The organism is Dactylosporangium sp. NPDC000521 (assembly GCF_042898305.1).
GTDB lineage: Bacteria > Actinomycetota > Actinomycetes > Mycobacteriales > Micromonosporaceae > Dactylosporangium.
Genome location: NZ_JBIAYW010000003.1, coordinates 154338 through 171139, shown reverse-complemented (window position 1 = coordinate 171139; position 16802 = coordinate 154338). Strand labels below are relative to the sequence as shown.

Genomic DNA, 16802 nt, shown 5'->3' with positions numbered 1-16802 from the left:
CATGGGCGAGCGGACCTGGCCCCAGCTGCTCAACGCCCTGCTCCGGGGCGAGGACCTGTCCAACGACGACACCGGCTGGGCGATGGGCGAGATCATGGCCGGCTCGGCCACGCCCAGCCAGATCGCCGCGTTCGTCGTCGCGCTGCGCGCCAAGGGTGAGACGATCACCGAGGTGGCCGGCGTGGCGGAGACGATGCTGTCCATCGCGCCGAAGGTCCCGCTCACCGACGCCCAGCGCGACGCCGCCGTCGACATCGTCGGCACCGGCGGCGACCGCGCCAACACCGTCAACATCTCCACCATGGCCGCGATCGTCACCGCCGCCGCCGGCGTGCCGGTCGTGAAGCACGGCAACCGCGCCGCCTCCTCCTCCACCGGCGCCGCAGACCTCCTCGAGGCGCTCGGGGTCACCATCGACCTCGGCCCCGACGAGGTGGCCCGCTGCGTGCAGGAGGTCGGGATCGGCTTCTGCTTCGCGGCCCGCTTCCACCCCGGCATGCGCCACGCCTCGGCCACCCGCCGCGAGATGGGCGTGCCGACGGTCTTCAACTTCCTCGGCCCGCTCACCAACCCGGCGCAGCCCACCGCGGCGACCGTCGGATGCTTCGACGCGCGCATGGCGTCGGTGATGGCGTCCGTACTGGCGAGGCGCAACTTCTCCGTGCTGCTCGTCCGCGGCGAGGACGGCCTGGACGAGTTCACCACCGGCGCACCCACCCGCGTGTGGGTGGTCAGCGGCGGCACGGTCACCGAGACCGTCATCGACGCCACCGACCTGGGCCTGCCCCGCTCCGCCCCGGGTGACCTGCGCGGCGGCGACCCGGCCCACAACGTCGCGGTGGCGCACCGCATGTTCGCCGGCGAGACCGGCCCGGTCCGTGACGCGGTCCTGCTCAACGCGGCAGCCGCCATCGCCGCCCGCGACGGCCTCTCCCCCACCGACCTGCCCGCCCAGCTCCGCGCCGGCATCACCCGCGCCGCCGCCGCCGTCGACTCAGGCGCCGCGACCGCCCTGGTCGACCGCTGGGCCGCCTTCAAGCCGTAACCCCGCTCCGCTGCGCCGCCGCGTGATCGAATGGCGGATCTGGTCGTGATGACGGCCGGATCCGCTGGTCGATCCCTGTGGGCCGCACTGTTCCCTCGGTTATGTCGGGGCGCTTCGTACCCGACATAACCGAAATTTCGGATATGTTCGCGGAGCGGACATGTCCGGGGAAGTCACGCACCGGCCGCGGGCCGCGGCATTGCCGCGTGACCCCGAAGCGGTGCGGGGCGTTGACGAAGCGTGGCCAACACTCCCAACTCGCAGAAGAAGGCGCTGGTGTCGGCGGTCCTTGCCGGGGCGTTGACGCTCGGGTTCGCCGGCATGATGGCGAAGTCGTGCGGCGCGCCGGTGCAGGAGCAGGCCGAGGCCGCCAACCCCGCCCTCGAACTGGTCGACAGCCTCGCGTCCAGGCTGGTGCTCGGGCTGCAGACGGACGCGACGATCCAGTACCAGACCGCCGCCGGGGCCAACGTCGTCGTCTCGCAGTCGATGCCGCGGCGGGCCTACCGGGGGTTCGGCGTGACGTACATCGCGACGCCCGACGGCACGTACCTGTGCAGGAACGTGACCCCCTCGCCGTCGCCGAAGGCCAAGAAGAGCCCTCAGCCGGTCCCTCAGTGCGACGAAGGCCCCGGGGCGGACACGATGTCCCCCTCGCAGGCCAAGTCCATCAGCGACGCGTTCGGGGGCGAATTCCTGGCCCCTGAGGCGGCGATGGGGCGGCTCGCCACGATCGCCCGGGGCGAGGAGGTGCGGACCGGCACGTCCAAGCGCGGCGACGCCCAGTGCGTGTCGGTGACGGCGCGCGGGCTCCGCACGGAGACGGCGTGCGTCAACCCGGCGGGCCTGCTGGCGTACTTCGAGGGCACCACGGACGCCGGGAAGTACACGCAGCTCACACTGCAGTACACGACCCCGAGCGTCAGCGACGAGGCGTTCCTGCCGCCGACGGTCGAGCCGGCCGCCAAGACCACGCCGAAGGCCCCCGCGAAGGCGACCCCCAGCCCGACCCGGGCCCCGAGGCCGAGCGCTACCGAAAAGTGATGTGACACGCCGCGGGCCGTCCACAGCAGGGGCGGCCCGCGATGGCAGCGTGGCCCACATGGAGCTGCACTGCGACACCTGCGCCCGGCAGCGGATCTTCGAGCAGCCGGCGTGCCCCGACCACCCGCGGGCGACCTGCCCTGACCGGGCCTGCACGGCCTGCGGCGCCGCGATCGTGGTAGCGCCGGTCATCCTGCTGATGGACCGCCGCTCGCGGGTGATCCTCCGGCGGCGGCAGCAAGCGGCCTGAACGGCCGTTCAGCTCTCCGTGGGTACCGTTCGGCGCAAGTTCCGCGCCGGTACACATCGAGGCCGGACAATCTGTTCATGAATCTCCGGCGCGCCGCCGGCCTCGCGCTCGCTTGCGCGGTGGCCGGCATCGTCACCACCGCATCCCCCGCCGCCGCGGCCGGCATCGACGAGAAGCTGGCCGTCATGTCGTCGTGGTCACAGCCGACCGCCGCGAGCTACAACGTCTGGAACGCCGCCCGCCAGCACCAGTCCGACTGGGCGGGCTACGGCTTCGACTGGTCCACCGACTACTGCTCCAGCAGCCCGGACCAGCCGCTCGGCTTCGACTTCCGGCTGCCGTGCCAGCGACACGACTTCGGCTACCGCAACTACAAGGCGGTCGGGCAGTTCCCGGCCAACAAGTCCCGCATCGACGACGCGTTCCACCGCGACCTGAAGGCCAGGTGCGCGACGTACAACGCGTTCGTCCGGCCCGCCTGCACCAGCCTCGCGTGGACGTACTACCAGGCCGTGTCCGCGTTCGGGAACCTCGTCGTCAGCGACGGCGACCTGCAGCGCGCCGCGGACCTCAAGGAGCGCGGCGAGCTCGCCGCCGCCAGGTCCCGAGCATGACGGAGGGGGCCCACCAGGGGCCCCCTCCGACAACGGAAACTCAGTGCTCGGCGCCGCGCCGGCTGCCGGTGTAGTACTCGAACATCAGCCCGCAGGTGGCGACGATGACCGAGGCCAGGCCGACCGCGACGAGCCACCACTGGTCGAACGCCAGGCCGAGGCTGGCGGTCGCCGCGGCGAGCGCGATGCCGATCGGCCAGTAGCTGCCCGGGCTGAAGAAGCCCAGGTCACCGGCGCCCTCATGGATCTCCGCGTCGGGCCGGTCCTCGGGACGCGGCTCGATGCGGCGCGAGATCAGCCACAGCGCGCTGCCGACCATCGTGAGCAGCAGCCCCGACAGGACCAGCGCGACCACGCCGATCCACTCGACGCCACGGTGTCCGGTCTGCTCGTGCGGGGCCACGCTGGTCCACCAGCCGTAGAGCGCGGCCATCGCGAACACGAACAACGCGAGCACGAAGAACAAGCGTCCTTCTGACTTCATCGCCGTGGCCCTTTCTCAGCTCGAGGACCGCTTGGTGCGGTCGGTGTCGAACGGCTGCGTCTTCGTCGCGTAGCCCTGGTTCGGGAAGCCCATCTGCGCCAGGGCCTCCGGGGTGCTCTTACCGGCGGTGCGCAGGTCCAGGTACTGCTGGTACTGCTCCGCCGACACGACCCGCACCTCGAAGTTCATCATCGAGTGGTACGTGCCGCACAGCTCCGCGCACCGGCCGACGTAGGCGCCCGAGGCGTTGTCCTTCAGCCTGATCTCGAACCTGTTCTCCACGCCGGGGATGACGTCCCGCTTGAACAGGATGTCCGGCACCCAGAACGAGTGGATGACGTCGCGCGAGGTCTCCTTGAACTGCACCGACTTGCCCGCCGGCAGCACCAGCACCGGGATGTAGTCGTCGGCGCCGACCGTCGTGATCGGCTTGCCGTCCGGGCCCTTGGTGTCGCTGTACACGAACTGCCAGTTCCACTTCGAGGCGATGACCTCGACGTTGACGTCCGGGTTCTTCGACAGCCGGTCGACGTCGGTCTGGATGATCGCGGTGTAGAAGAACAACACGGCGATGACCACGAACGGCGCGACCGTGTACAGGATCTCGAACGGCATGTTGTACCGCGTCTGCGGCGGCAGCTCGTCGCCGCGCTTGCGGTACCGCACGACGCACCAGAAGATCAGGGCCCACACGAAGACACCGACCACGAGCGCGGCGACCACGGACCCGATCCACAGGTCATACATGCGATCGCCCTGCTGGGTGATGCCCCTCGGCCAGCCGAACCCGTTGAACGCGTCACCGACGGAGCACCCGGCGAGCAGGGTCGTCACCGCGACGGCCGAGACGGCGAGCCCCACGGCGCGCGCGGGGCTCAAACCCTTTGAGACCACCTGCTCCTGCCTCCTTAGCAGCGCCGCGCGGCCCGTCTCCGGATGCGTCACGCGGCAAGCCTCACCAACGCTGGCGAGCGTACTCGACCATGAGTGGTCCGCCCGGCTTGGGGTGGCAGTGTCCGGCTCGCGATAGCGTTGCGCAGGTGGGTGTCTACTTCGACGCGGCCACCGCCATGCCACCGCATCCCGTTGCGCGGCAAGCGTTTCTGGCCGCACTGGACGACGGCTGGGCCGACCCCGGCAAGCTCTACACCCCTGCCCGGCGGGCCCGCCGGCTGCTGGACGCGGCCCGGGCCACCGTCGCGGACGTCCTCGGCGTCCGCCCCGACGAGCTGCACTTCACCGCCGGCGGCACCGACGCGATCCGGCGCGCCGTCAGCGGCGTCAGGAGGGCCCGCGACCTGCGCCGCGTGGTCCACAGCGCGGTCGAGCACTCCGCGGTCATCAAGGCGGCGGGCGCCGACGCCGTCGCGGCACCGGTGTCGCTGACCGGCCGGATCGAGCTCGACGCGTTCGAAACGGCGCTGAATTCCCCGGAAGTGGCCCTGGCTGCGGTCCAGAGCGCGAATCATGAGGTAGGAACCCGGCAACCGGTCGAGGCGGCCGCCTCGCTGTGCGCCGCCGCCGGCGTGCCGCTGCTGGTCGACGCCGCCCAGTCGATCGGTCGCACGCCGCTGCCCACGGGCTGGTCACTGCTGGCCGGGAGCGCCCGCAAGTGGGGCGGGCCGGCCGGGGTCGGCGTCCTCGCCGTGCGCAAGGGCACCCGCTGGGAGCAGCCCTGGGAGCCGCACGAGGACGTGCCGGCGGTGGTCGCCGCCGCGGCGTCGTTGCGGGCCGTGCACGCCGAGGCGGCCGCCGAGGCCGTCCGGCTGAGCGCCCTCGTCGACGAGATCCGGGCCACGGTCGCGGCGACCGTCCCCGACGTGGAGATCGTCGGCGACCCCGTCGAGCGGCTGCCGCACATCGTGACGTTCTCCTGCCTGTACGTCGACGGCGAGGTCCTCCTGCACGCCCTGGACCGGGCCGGGTTCGCGGTGTCGTCGGGCTCCGCGTGCACCGCCGACACCCTCCAGCCGTCACATGTCCTGGCCGCGATGGGCGTCCTCACCCACGGCAACGTCCGCGTCTCGCTCCACAGTGGAGTCACCGCCGACGATGTCCGCCGCTTCCTGGCGGTGCTGCCGGGCCTGGTCGCCGACGTGCGGGCCGAGGCGGGCCTGTGAGCGCGCCGCTGGTGGTCGAGGCCATCGGCAAGCGCTGCCCGCTGCCGGTGATCATGCTGGCGAAGCTCGCCGCGACGCAGCCGGCGGGCACGCGCATCGAAGTCCTCGCCGACGACCCGGCCGCCGCCGTCGACATCCCCGCCTGGTGCCGCCTGCGCGGCCACACCTTCATCTCCACGGAAGGCACCCGCCACACCGTCGAGCTCCGCTGAACGACCCCGCCGGCGGCCGGTATGCTACGGACAGTAGCGACGCCGAACATCAACTTGGATGCCTGGGGTACGGTCGAGGAGTAGCGGAGGCCCGTCGCCGGGTCATCCGATTCGGGTCGTCGCGCCGGGCGAAGCGCTCGCGATTCGGGGTTTGCTGCGATGCGGGGTGACCGCGCCGGCGATTCGGGCTACCGCGCCGGGCGGACGCGCTTGATCAGCAGGTACGCCTCGCAACCCAGGCAGAGCCCGAAAGCGGAGTTCAGGAAGGCCGCCACCAGGGCGAACGACGCGCCGACAACGCCGAGCACGGTGACGCCCGACAGGTATCCGGCGACGGTGACCACGGTGAAGAGCAGGCCGACCCCCTGAGCGAAGCGCACCGGGGCGCCGTCCTCACGCTCGGCGGGCGGCGCGAGCCGCGGGGCGACCAGGTAGCGGTAGAGCAGCCCGTACGGCGTGAGGCGCGGGTCGTACGCACCGATGGCGAAGATCACCGCCTGGGCGAGGGCGAGCCAGCCGCTGCCGGTGAGCAGGACGATCACGAAGACGACCGTGGTGAGGGCGGCGGCGAAGCGTGGGCCGCGCGGGTCGAGGGTCATGCGGCCAGGACCTCCGTAATGGTGGCGCACAGGAGCGCGCGGTCGGGGACGCCAGCCGCGCGGCCGGCGATGGCGCCGCAGCGGGTGACCGCAGCGCGGCAGGCGAGGGTCATGCGGCCAGGACCTGCGTGATGGCGGCGCGCAACGCGGCGCGGCCGAGGACGCCGACAGCGTGGCGGGTGAAGGCGGCGCGGCGGGCGGAGGTCATGCGGCCAGGACCTCTGTGACGGTGGCGTGCAGGGAGGCGCGGTCGGGGACGCCGACGGTGCGGCGGGCGATGGTGCCGTGCGCGTCCACGATGAGCAGTGTCGGTAGGCGCCAGATGCCCAGCTCACGGACGGCGGCGAGGTGCTCCTCGGCGTCCAGTTCGACGTGGCGGACGCCGGCGACGGCGGCGGCGAGGTCGGTGCAGACGGCGCGGACCTGCCGGCAGGGGGCGCACGTCGCGGAGGAGAACTGCAGCAGGGTGACCGTGTCGCGGGCCGGGGAGAGCAGGCCCGCGGGCAGGTCACCCCCGGCGGCGCGGAGGCGACCGTAGCGGGCCCGGTAGACGAGGCCCGCCACGGTCGCGAGGGCGAGCAGCGCCACGACCACGATCGTCACAGCGGCAACTGTACGCCCACTCCTACTACACCGATAGGGATGGTTCGACCCCGGGAGGCTCAGGCGGGGAGGTGGGCGCGGATCTCGTCCGCGGCGGTGTCGCCGTACGACTCGGCGATGCGCTTGACGAACTCGGCGGGCAGGATCTCGTACTCCTGCGGGCCGACGGTCTCCAGGACCTGCGCGGCGACCATCGAGCCGACCTGCGCGGCGCGCTCCAGGCCCAGGCCCCACGACAGGGCGGCGAAGAAGCCGGCCCGGAAGCCGTCGCCGACGCCGGTCGGGTCGTTGGCGACGACGCCCTTGGCGACCGGGACGTGGATCTCGGCGGGCAGGTCGCGGCCGCGGATGAGGGCGCCGTCCTTGCCGAGGGTGGTGACGAGGACGCCGACCTTGTCCAGCAGCGACTCGGTCGTGAGCCCGGTCTTCGACTCGAGGAGCTCCTTCTCGTAGTCGTTGGTCAGCAGGTACGCGGCGCCGTCGATCAGCTTGCGGATCTCCTCGGCGGACATGCGGGCGAGCTGCTGCGAGCAGTCGGCGGCGAACGGCACGCCGAGCGCGCGGGCCTCCTCGGTGTGCCGGACCATCGCGACCGGGTCGTTGGCGCTGATCAGGATGAGGTCGATGCCGCCGACCCGGGCGTTGACCGGGGACAGCTCGATGTTGCGGGCCTCGGACATGGCGCCGGCGTAGAAGGAGGCGATCTGACACAGGTCGTCGTCGGTGGTGCAGACGAACCGGGCGGTGTGCGCGATCTCGCTCACGTAGACGGAGTCGCAGTCGACGCCGTGGCGGGTGAGCCAGCTGCGGTAGTCGCCGAAGTCGGCGCCGACGGCACCGACGAGGATCGGCCGGAGGCCGAGGAGGGCCATGCCGTACGCGATGTTGGGTGCGATCCCGCCGCGACGGACGGTCAGGTCGTCGACGAGGAACGACAGCGAGACCTTGTGCAGCTGGTCGGGCAGGAGCTGCTCGGCGAAGCGGCCCGGGAAGTGCATCAGGTGGTCGGTCGCGATCGAGCCGGTGACGACGATCTTCATGGAAACCTCGGTCTCAAGACGGCAGGGCCTGAACAGCCTACTGGCCCGGTCCAGCCCCTGCGGACACCCCACAGAAGCCCGGGAAGAGCACCAAAAGCCGCCCTCCGGAATCGGAGAGCGGCCCTTGGGGAGAGGCAGAGACTTAGTGGAAGGAGTCGCCGCAGGCGCAGGAGCCCTGGGCGTTGGGGTTGTCGATGGTGAAGCCCTGCGCGTCGATCCGGTCGGCGAAGTCGATCGTCGCGCCGGTGAGGTACGGCACACTCATGCGGTCGACGACGACCTCGAAGCCGTCGTAGGTGCTGACCTTGTCCCCGTCGAGCGAACGCTCGTCGAAGAACAGCTGGTAGCGCAGGCCGGAGCAGCCGCCGGGCTGGACCGCGACGCGGAGCCGCAGGTCGTCCCGCCCTTCCTGCTCGAGCAGTGCCTTCACCTTGACAGCGGCATCCGCGGTGAGGCCGATGCCGGCCGGGTTGTCCGTCTGAACAGGCTCGGCAAACTTCGAAGCGGTCACGATCAAGGCTCCCTGCGGTGATGTCTACAGTTCCACCGGTTGCCAACGCGGAGGCGACCGACGGCATTCCCTCTCATAGTGACACGGTTTCGTGCTAGCGGCTCCACTGCAGAGCCAGCCGTTCGCCCAGTTCCCGCAGGCCGTCGGCTGGTCGGGCGAGCGCCTCGGCGACGCTGCCGAAGTGCTGGACCAGGGAATGTGCCTCCGTGACGCCGATGCTGGCGGCCTCCCGGCGGCCCGCGTCGACCCGCCCGGCGACCACGACGCAGGGCACGCCGAGGTCGCGTGCGGCGTTCGCCACACCCGCCACGACCTTCCCGCGCAGCGACTGCTCGTCGAAGGAGCCCTCACCGGTCACCACCAGGGAGACCTCGTCCAGCGCGGCGTCCAGCCGGGTCAGCTCCCGGACCAGGGCGATGCCGGAGGTGACCCGGCCGCCGAGGGCGAGCAGGGCGGCGCCGAGCCCGCCGGCGGCGCCCGCGCCGGGCTGGTCGGCGAGGCCGGCGGGGGCGGTCGGCAGGGCCTGCAGGACGCCGGCCCAGCGGGTCAGCGCGGCGTCGAGCAGGAAGACGTCCTCCCTGGTCGCGCCCTTCTGCGGGCCGTAGACGGCGCTCGCGCCGTGCAGCCCGAGCAGGGGGCTGTCGACGTCCGTGGCGGCGATGACCGTCGCGCCGCGGAGTCGAGGTGTACCGCCGAGCGAGGCGCACTCGCCGAGGGCCGCTCCCCCGTACGGCAGGGCGTAGCCGGATGGGGACAGCGGTGCGGCGCCGAGGGCGGCGAGCAGGCCGGCGCCGCCGTCGTTGGTGCCGCTGCCGCCGAGCCCGACGACGAGGGTGGTCGCGCCGGCCTCGACCGCGGCGAGCAGCAGCGTGCCGAGCCCGAAGGTCGTGGTGTGCTTCGGGTCACGTTCGTCGTCGGCGAGCAGGTGCAGGCCGCAGGCCTCGGCGCTCTCGATGTACGCGGTCGTGCCGTCGAGCACGACGTGCCCTTCGGCCGGGCGGCCGAGGGGGTCCGTGGCCGGCACGGTCAGGACGCGTGCGTGCGGCAGCGCCGCCGCCAGTACACCCGCGAAACCCGGACCTCCGTCCGACAGCGGCCGCAGGACGAGCTCGTCGCCGGGCCTGGCCGCGAGCCAGCCGGCGCTGAATGCCTCGGCGGCGTCGACGGCCGGAAGGGTCCCGGCGAACTTGTCGGGGCACACGAGGACGCGCATCCGGACATTGTGGTCGTAAGGGGGTCCGTGGCCCGGGCGGGGGTGCGCGTCTCGTAGGTCACAGTTCCGTGGTACCGCACGCGTGGGACGATCGAGGGGTGACCTGGGCTGAACCGTCGTCAACCGCCACCGCGCTCCTGCTGCTGGGCCGCGGCACCGACCCTGACACCGAGAAGGGTGTCGAGTGCCCCGGCGATCTGCCCGCACCGAGCGACCCCGACCTCGTCGAGCGCGCCCGGCGCGCCAAGGCCGCCCTCGGCGACCGCGTCTTCGTGCTGGGCCACCACTACCAGCGGGACGAGGTCATCCAGTTCGCCGACGTGACCGGCGACTCGTTCAAGCTGGCGCGGGAGGCCGCCGCCCGGCCCGACGCGGAGTACATCGTGTTCTGCGGCGTGCACTTCATGGCCGAGAGCGCCGACATCCTGACCTCCGACCGGCAGCAGGTCGTGCTGCCGGACCTGGCCGCCGGCTGCTCGATGGCCGACATGGCCGCGCTCGTGCAGGTGGAGAAGGCCTGGGACCACTTCACCGAGCTGGGCATCGCCGGCGACGTGGTGCCGGTGACGTACATGAACTCGACCGCCGACATCAAGGGGTTCGTCGGCCGCCGCGACGGCGTCGTGTGCACGTCGTCCAACGCGGAGACGGCCCTGAAGTGGTCGTTCGAGCAGGGTTCGAAGGTGTTCTTCCTGCCGGACCAGCACCTGGGCCGCAACACCGCCGTGCTGAAGCTGGGCATGAGCCTCGACGACTGCGTGCTGTACGACCCGCACAAGCCCGCCGGTGGGCTGACCGACCAGCAGCTGCGTGCCGCGAAGATGATCCTGTGGCGCGGCCACTGCTCGGTGCACGGCCGGTTCACCCTCGACAGCGTGCGCGACGTGCGGGAGCGGGTGCCGGGCGTCAACGTGCTGGTCCACCCCGAGTGCAGGCACGAGGTCGTCACCGCCGCCGACCACATCGGCTCGACCGAGTACATCATCCGGATGATCGAGGCGGCGCCCGCCGGCTCGGCGTGGGCGGTCGGCACCGAGCTCAACCTGGTCCGCCGGCTCGCGCTCGCGCACCCGGACAAACAGATCATGTTCCTGGACCGCAACGTCTGCTACTGCTCGACGATGAACCGGATCGACCTGCCGCACCTCGTGTGGGCGCTGGAGGAGCTCGTCGCCGGCCGCGTGCCGAACGTGATCACGGTCGACGCCGACACCGCGCACCACGCCAGGGTGGCACTCGATCGGATGCTCGCCCTGCCGTAACGCTGACCGTTCCGTCACCTTCTGTAATGATTCAAGGTTGATCGCTGTCGGAGTCCCGTCTTCGTGCCATGACTGACGTGCGGTCTGCGCTCGCATGCCGTAGATGTGGTTATGCTGCTGCGCGGGTTCACGCTCCGTCAGCACATCAGCCTTCAATCCCTGCCTGCAGGAGGGTCTTCCGTGACCAACTACGACGCCGGTGACGTCCTCACCGTGCACGGTGGCGCGCCGCTCAACGGCGAGCTGCGGGTGCGCGGCGCCAAGAACCTCGTGTCCAAGGCGATGGTCGCGGCGGTGCTGGGCGAAACCCCGAGCACGCTCTTCGACGTGCCGGCGATCCGCGACGTCGAGGTGGTCACCGGCCTGCTGGAGCTGCACGGGGTGAAGGTGACCCGGGGCCCGCTCGACGGCGAGCTGCGCTTCGACACCTCCGACGTCGAGTCGGCCAACGTCGACGAGATCAACGTCCACGCCGGCTCCAGCCGCATCCCGATCCTGTTCTGCGGGCCGCTGCTGCACCGCCTCGGCCACGCGTTCATCCCCGACCTCGGCGGCTGCAACATCGGCGGGCGGCCCATCGACTTCCACATCCAGGCGCTGCGGGAGTTCGGCGCGGTCGTGGAGAAGTCCGAGAAGGGCATGGACATCACCGCGCCCAACGGGCTGCACGGCGCGAAGCTGCAGCTGCCGTACCCGAGCGTCGGCGCGACCGAGCAGATCCTGCTCACCGCCGTGCGCGCCGAGGGCGTCACCGAGCTGCGCAACGCCGCGGTCGAGCCGGAGATCATCGACCTCATCTGCGTGCTGCAGAAGATGGGCGCGATCATCAAGGTCCACACCGACCGGGTGATCGAGATCCAGGGTGTACCGCGGCTCACCGGCTACACCCACCGCCCCATCCCCGACCGCATCGAGGCGGCCAGCTGGGGTGCGGCCGCGCTCGCCACTCGCGGCGACGTGTTCGTCCGCGGCGCCCGCCAGGCCGACATGATGACGTTCCTCAACCTGTTCACGTCCGTCGGCGGCGCGTTCGAGATCGACGACACCCCCGGCGTGGGCGGCATCCGCTTCTGGCACCCGGGCGGCGAGCTCAACGCCGTGGCGATGGAGACCGACGTGCACCCCGGTTTCATGACCGACTGGCAGCAGCCGATGGTCGTGGCGCTCACGCAGGCCCGGGGGCTCTCGATCGTGCACGAGACGGTGTACGAGCGGCGCCTCGGCTACACCGCCGCGCTCAACCAGATGGGCGCCACGATCCAGACGTACCGGGAGTGCCTCGGTGGCACGCCGTGCCGCTTCGGCCGGCGCAACTTCATGCACTCCGCCGTCATCGCCGGACCGGCCAAGCTGCACGCCGCCGACCTGGTGATCCCCGACCTGCGGGCCGGGTTCAGCCACCTGATCGCGGCGCTCGCGGCCGAGGGCACCTCCCGCGTGTACGGCGTGAAGCTCATCCAGCGCGGCTACGAGGACTTCGAGGGCAAGCTCAACGGCCTGGGCGCCCACGTCGAGCTGGGCTGACGCCGTTCTTCACCGACGGTGTGCGGTCGGCCCGTGGCGTTGGGCCGCTCGCACACCGTCCGCTACCCTTCACGGCGTGCCGTCGTTGTTTTCCCGTAAGTCAGCAGAGCCCGCCGCCGCACCCGCCCCTGAGCCCGCCGAGCCCGAGGTCACGGCCGGTAGGCGCCAGACGCTGAGCAAGCGCGAGCTGGGCAAGACCACGCCCAAGCGGGTCGTGGCCGGTCGGCGCGTCGCCGAGCCGCCCGCGGCGAACCGTCGCGAGGCCGCGAAGAAGATGCGGGAGCGGCAGCGGGCGGAGCGCCTCGAGGCCCGCGAGGGCATGGCCAACGGCGACGAGCGCTTCCTGCTGGCCCGCGACAGGGGGCCGGAGCGGCGGCTCGTGCGCGACATCGTCGACTCGCGGCGGACGATCGGCACGTTCTTCTTCGGCACGACGTTCCTGGTGATGCTGGTGGGGTTCAACAAGAACCTCAACCCGAGCATCTACTTCGCGGCGAACGCCCTCTTCGGCGTCATGGCCGTCGCGACCGCGATCGACAGCTTCCTGATCTCGCGGACCGTCAAGCGCCTCATCAAGCAGCGCTTCCCCAACAGCACCGAGAAGCTCGGCCGGCTGTACTTCTACGCGATCATGCGCGCCATCTCGTTCCGCTTCATCCGCAACCCGAAACCGCAGGTGAAGATCGGCGCCTCGGTTTAGCAACTGCCTGGCCGGCGGATCCGGCTCCTCGGGCGACAACGATTCGGCGGCGGCGCTCCGTCCGACGGTGGCGGTGGGAGGGTCCCAAGCCGTACCCTCCCTTCGCGACCGGACCACGATTTCACCGGGTAGGCGCGTGGCGGGCGCCGGTGCATGACTGGCGCCGGTGTGGGGCGAGGAGAGCGAAGCTGTGAGCGACGAGTACCCGGGGGAAGAGCCGGGAACCGCCGCGCCCACCTGGGCCGCAGCGCAGACGATGCCGTGGACCAGGGTGCCGGAGCAGCGACGTGACGAGCAGGCGCCGTCGGGTCGCGGCGGTCCGGAGCACGGTCCGCACCATCAGGGCGGCGAGCAGTGGGGCGACGACCCGTCCGGCCGCCGCCAGCAGGGCCGGCCGTTTGGCGGCGACCCGCGGCACCCCGGCGACCCGCGCCTGACCGATCCGCGCGCCGGTGATCCTCGCGGGCCCGTCGACGAGCACGGCCGTCCGCAGCCACGCTGGGTGCAGGGCGGGCCTCCGCCGCAGGGGTACCAGCCGCCGCAGGTCCCGCAGCAGGGCCGTCCCCCGCAGCAGGGGCGTCCGCAGCAGGGCGGCTACCCGGGACAACAGGGGTATCCGCAGGTGCCGCAGCAGGGGCGCCACCCGCAGCAGGGGCGCGACGACCGCCGCGGGCACGAGCGCGGCCACGACGGCCCGTACGACGACCGGCGTGGCTACGACGCGCCCTTCGACGACCGCCGCGGGTACGACCCCGGGTATGACGCGGGGTATGACGACCGGCGGGGGCACGCCGGTCACGACCCCCGCCGCGACGACCGGCGCGGCTTTGACGACGACCGGCGCGGGGATCCCCGGCGCGACGACCGGCGGGGCTACGACGACGACCGCCGGGACGACCGGCGCGGCGAAGTCCGGCACGACGACCGCCGCGGATACGAGCCCGGGCACGACGACCGGCGTGACGACTTCCGGCGCGACGACCGCCGCGGGTACGACGACCGCCGCGACGACCGGCGCGGGTATGACGCCGGCTACGACGAGCGGCGCGGCGACTTCCGGCACGACGACCGCCGCGGATACGAGCCCGGGTACGACGACCGGCGGGGTTACGACGACCGGCGGGGCTTCGACGGTCCGCCGCCCGGGTACGGGCACCCGCAGCAGGGGCACGGCCGGCCGCGCAACACCGCCCTGAACGAGCCGACCGACGAGGTCCCCCGCGTGCGCCGCGGCGCCGCTCCGCCGGCCGCACCGCAGTCGGCCCCGCCCGGCGCGGGCCGGGCCACGGTCTACGGCGCTCCCCCGCCGGTGGACGCGCCGATGAGCGCACCGCCGGCCGGGACGACGTACGGCGGTCAGGGCCGCTCCACCGTCTACGGCGCCCCCGCCCAGCCGGGTGGCGGACCGGGCCAGCACGGCGCCCCGCAGCAGGGACGCACCTACGGCGCCCCGGTCCAGGGCGCCCCGGCGCACGGCGACCACGGCATGCCCGACGCACCCGTGTCGGCCGCGCCGGTCTCGTCGGCACCGGTCTCGTCGGCACCGGTCTCGGCCGCGCCGCACTCCCAGGTGCCGGGTCACGGCCGGCACGAGGACCTCGCCGACCAGCCCGTGTCGTCCGCGCCGGTGTCGTCCGCCCCCTCGTGGCACGCCGGGCACGGCCGGCACGAGGACCCGGGCAACCGGCCGGTGTCCGCGGCGCCCGTCTCCTCGGCCCCGATCTCCGCGGCGCCCGTCTCCTCGGTGCCGGTCTCGTCCGTGCCCGTCTCCGCCGCGCCGGCGCAGGCCGCTCCCGTCCCGGCCGCTCCCGTCCCGGCCGCTCCCGTGCCGGCGGCGCCCGTGGCCGCGGCGCCCGTGGCCGGCGGGGGCGGTGCGGTGGCCGAAGGTGTGAAGCCGCCGGCCGGCGACGAGGTGGTCGTGACGGTCGCGCCGCTGAGCGCGCCACCGCTGGACGCGCCGGACGTGCAGTTCAACGCGTTCGGGCCCGCCGGAGGCGGCGACGCGGAAGGGCCGGCGCAGGCAGTACCGACGCCGCAAACGGAACCCGAGGGGTCCGGCGCGGTGCAGCAGACGGCGATGGACGCCTATCGCTCCGCGCCGCTGACCGGGGCGGGCGTCGACGGGCTGCAGGCGACGGGCTATCTGCCGATCGTGCGGCCCGGTGCGGAAGGGTTCCCGGCCGAGCTGGCGGCGCTGCTGCCGACGTCGCCGGCGGCGCCCGGGCGCGGCGAGCAGAAGCCGGAGGAGGCCGCGGGGCCCGACCCGGAGCAGGTCCTCGCCGGGTACGTGTGGCGCTTCGACCCCGACACGCTGCGTGAGCAGATCGAGGGCGACGAGGTGCGGGAGCTCACCGAGATCCGCGACTCGCTGACCGCGAAGCTGAACCGCGTCGAGGACAACCCGACGCGGGCGCGGCTGCTGAGCCTGCGCGCCGTGGTGTCCCGGATCCTGAACGACCTGCCGAAGGCGTTCGCGGACGGCAAGCTCGCCCTCGCGCACGCCGAGGCGACCGGTGAGCTGCGCCGGATCGCGATCGCGCAGGCACGGCTGGCGCACGTGCTGCAGTGGCGGGAGGAGTTCGAGGAGGCCGACCGGCTCTTCACGCTCGCCAACTCCAGCGAGCTGCCGGACCGGCTGCGCGCCACCATGCACCAGCACGCCGGCAAGTGCGCCTACGACCAGGGCCGCTACATGGAGGCCTGCAACCACTTCGAACGGGCCCTCGACCTGCGCAAGGAGGAGGACCCGGAGCTCATCGCGCAGACCGAGCTGGCGCTCGACGCGGTGTTCCGGCGGGTCGCCGAGAAGGGGTGGGGCCCGTACCCGCGCAGCCGCGAGGAGATCCTGCAGATCCGCAAGGCGCCGACGCCCGCGTTCGACGAGCAGAGCCAGCGCTGGGGGTACATCGAACCCGACGGCAACTTCTGCATCGGCCCCGGCTACCTGGACGTGCAGCCGTTCCGCGACGGCGTGGCGTGGGTGCAGCGGCAGGGGTCCGAGACGTGGGAGCTCATCGACGACACCGGCAAGCTGCTCATCGAGCCCAGCGCCGGGTACCTGGGCGTCGGCAGCTTCTCCGACGGGGTCGCCTGGGTGTCCCGCGACGGCACGAACCGCTGGATCGCGATCGACAAGACCAACGCGGTGCTCATCTCGACCGGGTACGACGACGTGCGGCCGTTCCGGCGCGGGGTCGCGGCGGTCCGGCGCGGCGAGCACTGGGGCGCCGTCGACAGCGTCGGCCGGGTCGTCGTGTCGTTCCAGTACGACGGGTTCGCCACCGCGCTGCTCGACGGCCGGTACATCGACGGCTTCAGTGACGAAGGTCTCGCCGTCGTTTCGCTGGACGGGCGCAAGGGTGTCGTGGACCGGTCGGGCCGGGTGCTGGTGCCGCCGATCCACCACACGCTGATGATCCACCCGGTCGCGTTCCTGTTCGTGGACGACTCGCAGCGGTGGGGCGCTCTCGACCGGCGCGGCCGGACCGTGATCGAGGCCACGTTCCCGAGCCGGACCGGGGTGACGGACGAGATCGACCGTCTGCTCGCCGACACGCGCCCCGTCATGTAAGCAGTTAGTC

General features: G+C 72.4%; 17 protein-coding genes. 10 read left to right on the top strand and 7 right to left on the bottom strand.

The features are described from left to right. The first annotated feature begins 1 nt into the window (after nucleotide 1). From trpD to ACFY3L_RS10950, 4 genes are all read left to right on the top strand, one after another. Nucleotides 2-1045 carry an anthranilate phosphoribosyltransferase gene (trpD, locus tag ACFY3L_RS10965; RefSeq protein ID WP_389321500.1) on the top strand — a complete coding sequence of 348 codons (1044 nt, stop codon included), beginning with the start codon at nucleotides 2-4 and terminating at the stop codon, nucleotides 1043-1045. A gap of 240 nt (nucleotides 1046-1285) precedes the next feature. Next, a complete protein-coding gene (locus ACFY3L_RS10960) occupies nucleotides 1286-2089 on the top strand; it encodes a hypothetical protein (RefSeq protein ID WP_389321498.1) in 804 nt (267 codons plus the stop codon). A 58-nt stretch (nucleotides 2090-2147) separates the two neighbouring features. Then, the gene (locus ACFY3L_RS10955; protein ID WP_389321496.1) at nucleotides 2148-2339 is read left to right on the top strand and encodes a hypothetical protein; all 192 of its coding nucleotides are present in this window, start codon (nucleotides 2148-2150) and stop codon (nucleotides 2337-2339) included. A gap of 77 nt (nucleotides 2340-2416) precedes the next feature. Then, nucleotides 2417-2953, top strand: a complete 537-nt coding sequence (locus ACFY3L_RS10950; protein WP_389321494.1) for a phospholipase — start codon at nucleotides 2417-2419, stop codon at nucleotides 2951-2953. 40 nt (nucleotides 2954-2993) lie between these two features. On the opposite strand, the gene ACFY3L_RS10945 is transcribed toward ACFY3L_RS10950, so the two are convergent. Then, nucleotides 2994-3437 (bottom strand): cytochrome c oxidase subunit 4, encoded by a 444-nt coding sequence (locus ACFY3L_RS10945; RefSeq protein WP_389321492.1) that lies wholly within the window; start codon nucleotides 3435-3437, stop codon nucleotides 2994-2996. Nucleotides 3438-3452: 15 nt separating this feature from the next. Beyond that, a complete protein-coding gene (coxB, locus tag ACFY3L_RS10940) occupies nucleotides 3453-4316 on the bottom strand; it encodes a cytochrome c oxidase subunit II (protein ID WP_389321490.1) in 864 nt (287 codons plus the stop codon). Between the two features lie 104 nt (nucleotides 4317-4420). On the opposite strand from coxB, the gene ACFY3L_RS10935 reads away from it, so the two are divergent. Both ACFY3L_RS10935 and ACFY3L_RS10930 read left to right on the top strand, forming a co-directional pair. Beyond that, nucleotides 4421-5557, top strand: coding sequence for a cysteine desulfurase family protein (locus tag ACFY3L_RS10935; protein WP_389321488.1), 1137 nt, complete (start codon nucleotides 4421-4423; stop codon nucleotides 5555-5557). Then, entirely contained in the window at nucleotides 5554-5769 is a 216-nt protein-coding gene (locus ACFY3L_RS10930) for a sulfurtransferase TusA family protein (RefSeq protein WP_389321486.1), read from the top strand. Before ACFY3L_RS10935 ends, ACFY3L_RS10930 begins: the two co-directional genes overlap by 4 nt. Nucleotides 5770-5957: 188 nt before the next feature. Here the strand turns inward: ACFY3L_RS10930 and ACFY3L_RS10925 are convergent, their stop codons facing one another. From ACFY3L_RS10925 to ACFY3L_RS10905, 5 genes are all read right to left on the bottom strand, one after another. Then, entirely contained in the window at nucleotides 5958-6368 is a 411-nt protein-coding gene (locus ACFY3L_RS10925; protein ID WP_389321484.1) for a DUF4395 domain-containing protein, read from the bottom strand. Nucleotides 6369-6572: 204 nt separating this feature from the next. Further along, nucleotides 6573-6971: a TlpA family protein disulfide reductase gene (locus tag ACFY3L_RS10920; protein WP_389321482.1), complete on the bottom strand. Its 399-nt coding sequence runs from the start codon at nucleotides 6969-6971 to the stop codon at nucleotides 6573-6575. Nucleotides 6972-7030: 59 nt separating this feature from the next. Further along, nucleotides 7031-8011 carry a carbohydrate kinase family protein gene (locus tag ACFY3L_RS10915; protein WP_389321480.1) on the bottom strand — a complete coding sequence of 327 codons (981 nt, stop codon included), beginning with the start codon at nucleotides 8009-8011 and terminating at the stop codon, nucleotides 7031-7033. Nucleotides 8012-8153: 142 nt separating this feature from the next. After that, a complete protein-coding gene (locus ACFY3L_RS10910; protein WP_389321478.1) occupies nucleotides 8154-8522 on the bottom strand; it encodes a HesB/IscA family protein in 369 nt (122 codons plus the stop codon). Nucleotides 8523-8616: 94 nt separating this feature from the next. Then, entirely contained in the window at nucleotides 8617-9735 is a 1119-nt protein-coding gene (locus ACFY3L_RS10905) for a glycerate kinase (RefSeq protein ID WP_389321476.1), read from the bottom strand. A 98-nt stretch (nucleotides 9736-9833) separates the two neighbouring features. On the opposite strand from ACFY3L_RS10905, the gene nadA reads away from it, so the two are divergent. The 4 genes from nadA (at nucleotide 9834) to ACFY3L_RS10885 (ending at nucleotide 16792) form a co-directional block, all read left to right on the top strand. Then, nucleotides 9834-10997 (top strand): quinolinate synthase NadA, encoded by a 1164-nt coding sequence (gene nadA / locus ACFY3L_RS10900; protein ID WP_389321474.1) that lies wholly within the window; start codon nucleotides 9834-9836, stop codon nucleotides 10995-10997. A 180-nt stretch (nucleotides 10998-11177) separates the two neighbouring features. Continuing rightward, nucleotides 11178-12521: a UDP-N-acetylglucosamine 1-carboxyvinyltransferase gene (murA, locus tag ACFY3L_RS10895; protein WP_389321472.1), complete on the top strand. Its 1344-nt coding sequence runs from the start codon at nucleotides 11178-11180 to the stop codon at nucleotides 12519-12521. A gap of 76 nt (nucleotides 12522-12597) precedes the next feature. After that, on the top strand, nucleotides 12598-13221 hold the full coding sequence (locus ACFY3L_RS10890) for a DUF3043 domain-containing protein (protein WP_389321470.1): 624 nt from the start codon (nucleotides 12598-12600) through the stop codon (nucleotides 13219-13221). Between the two features lie 190 nt (nucleotides 13222-13411). Then, a complete protein-coding gene (locus ACFY3L_RS10885; protein ID WP_389321468.1) occupies nucleotides 13412-16792 on the top strand; it encodes a WG repeat-containing protein in 3381 nt (1126 codons plus the stop codon). Nucleotides 16793-16802: the final 10 nt, after the last annotated feature.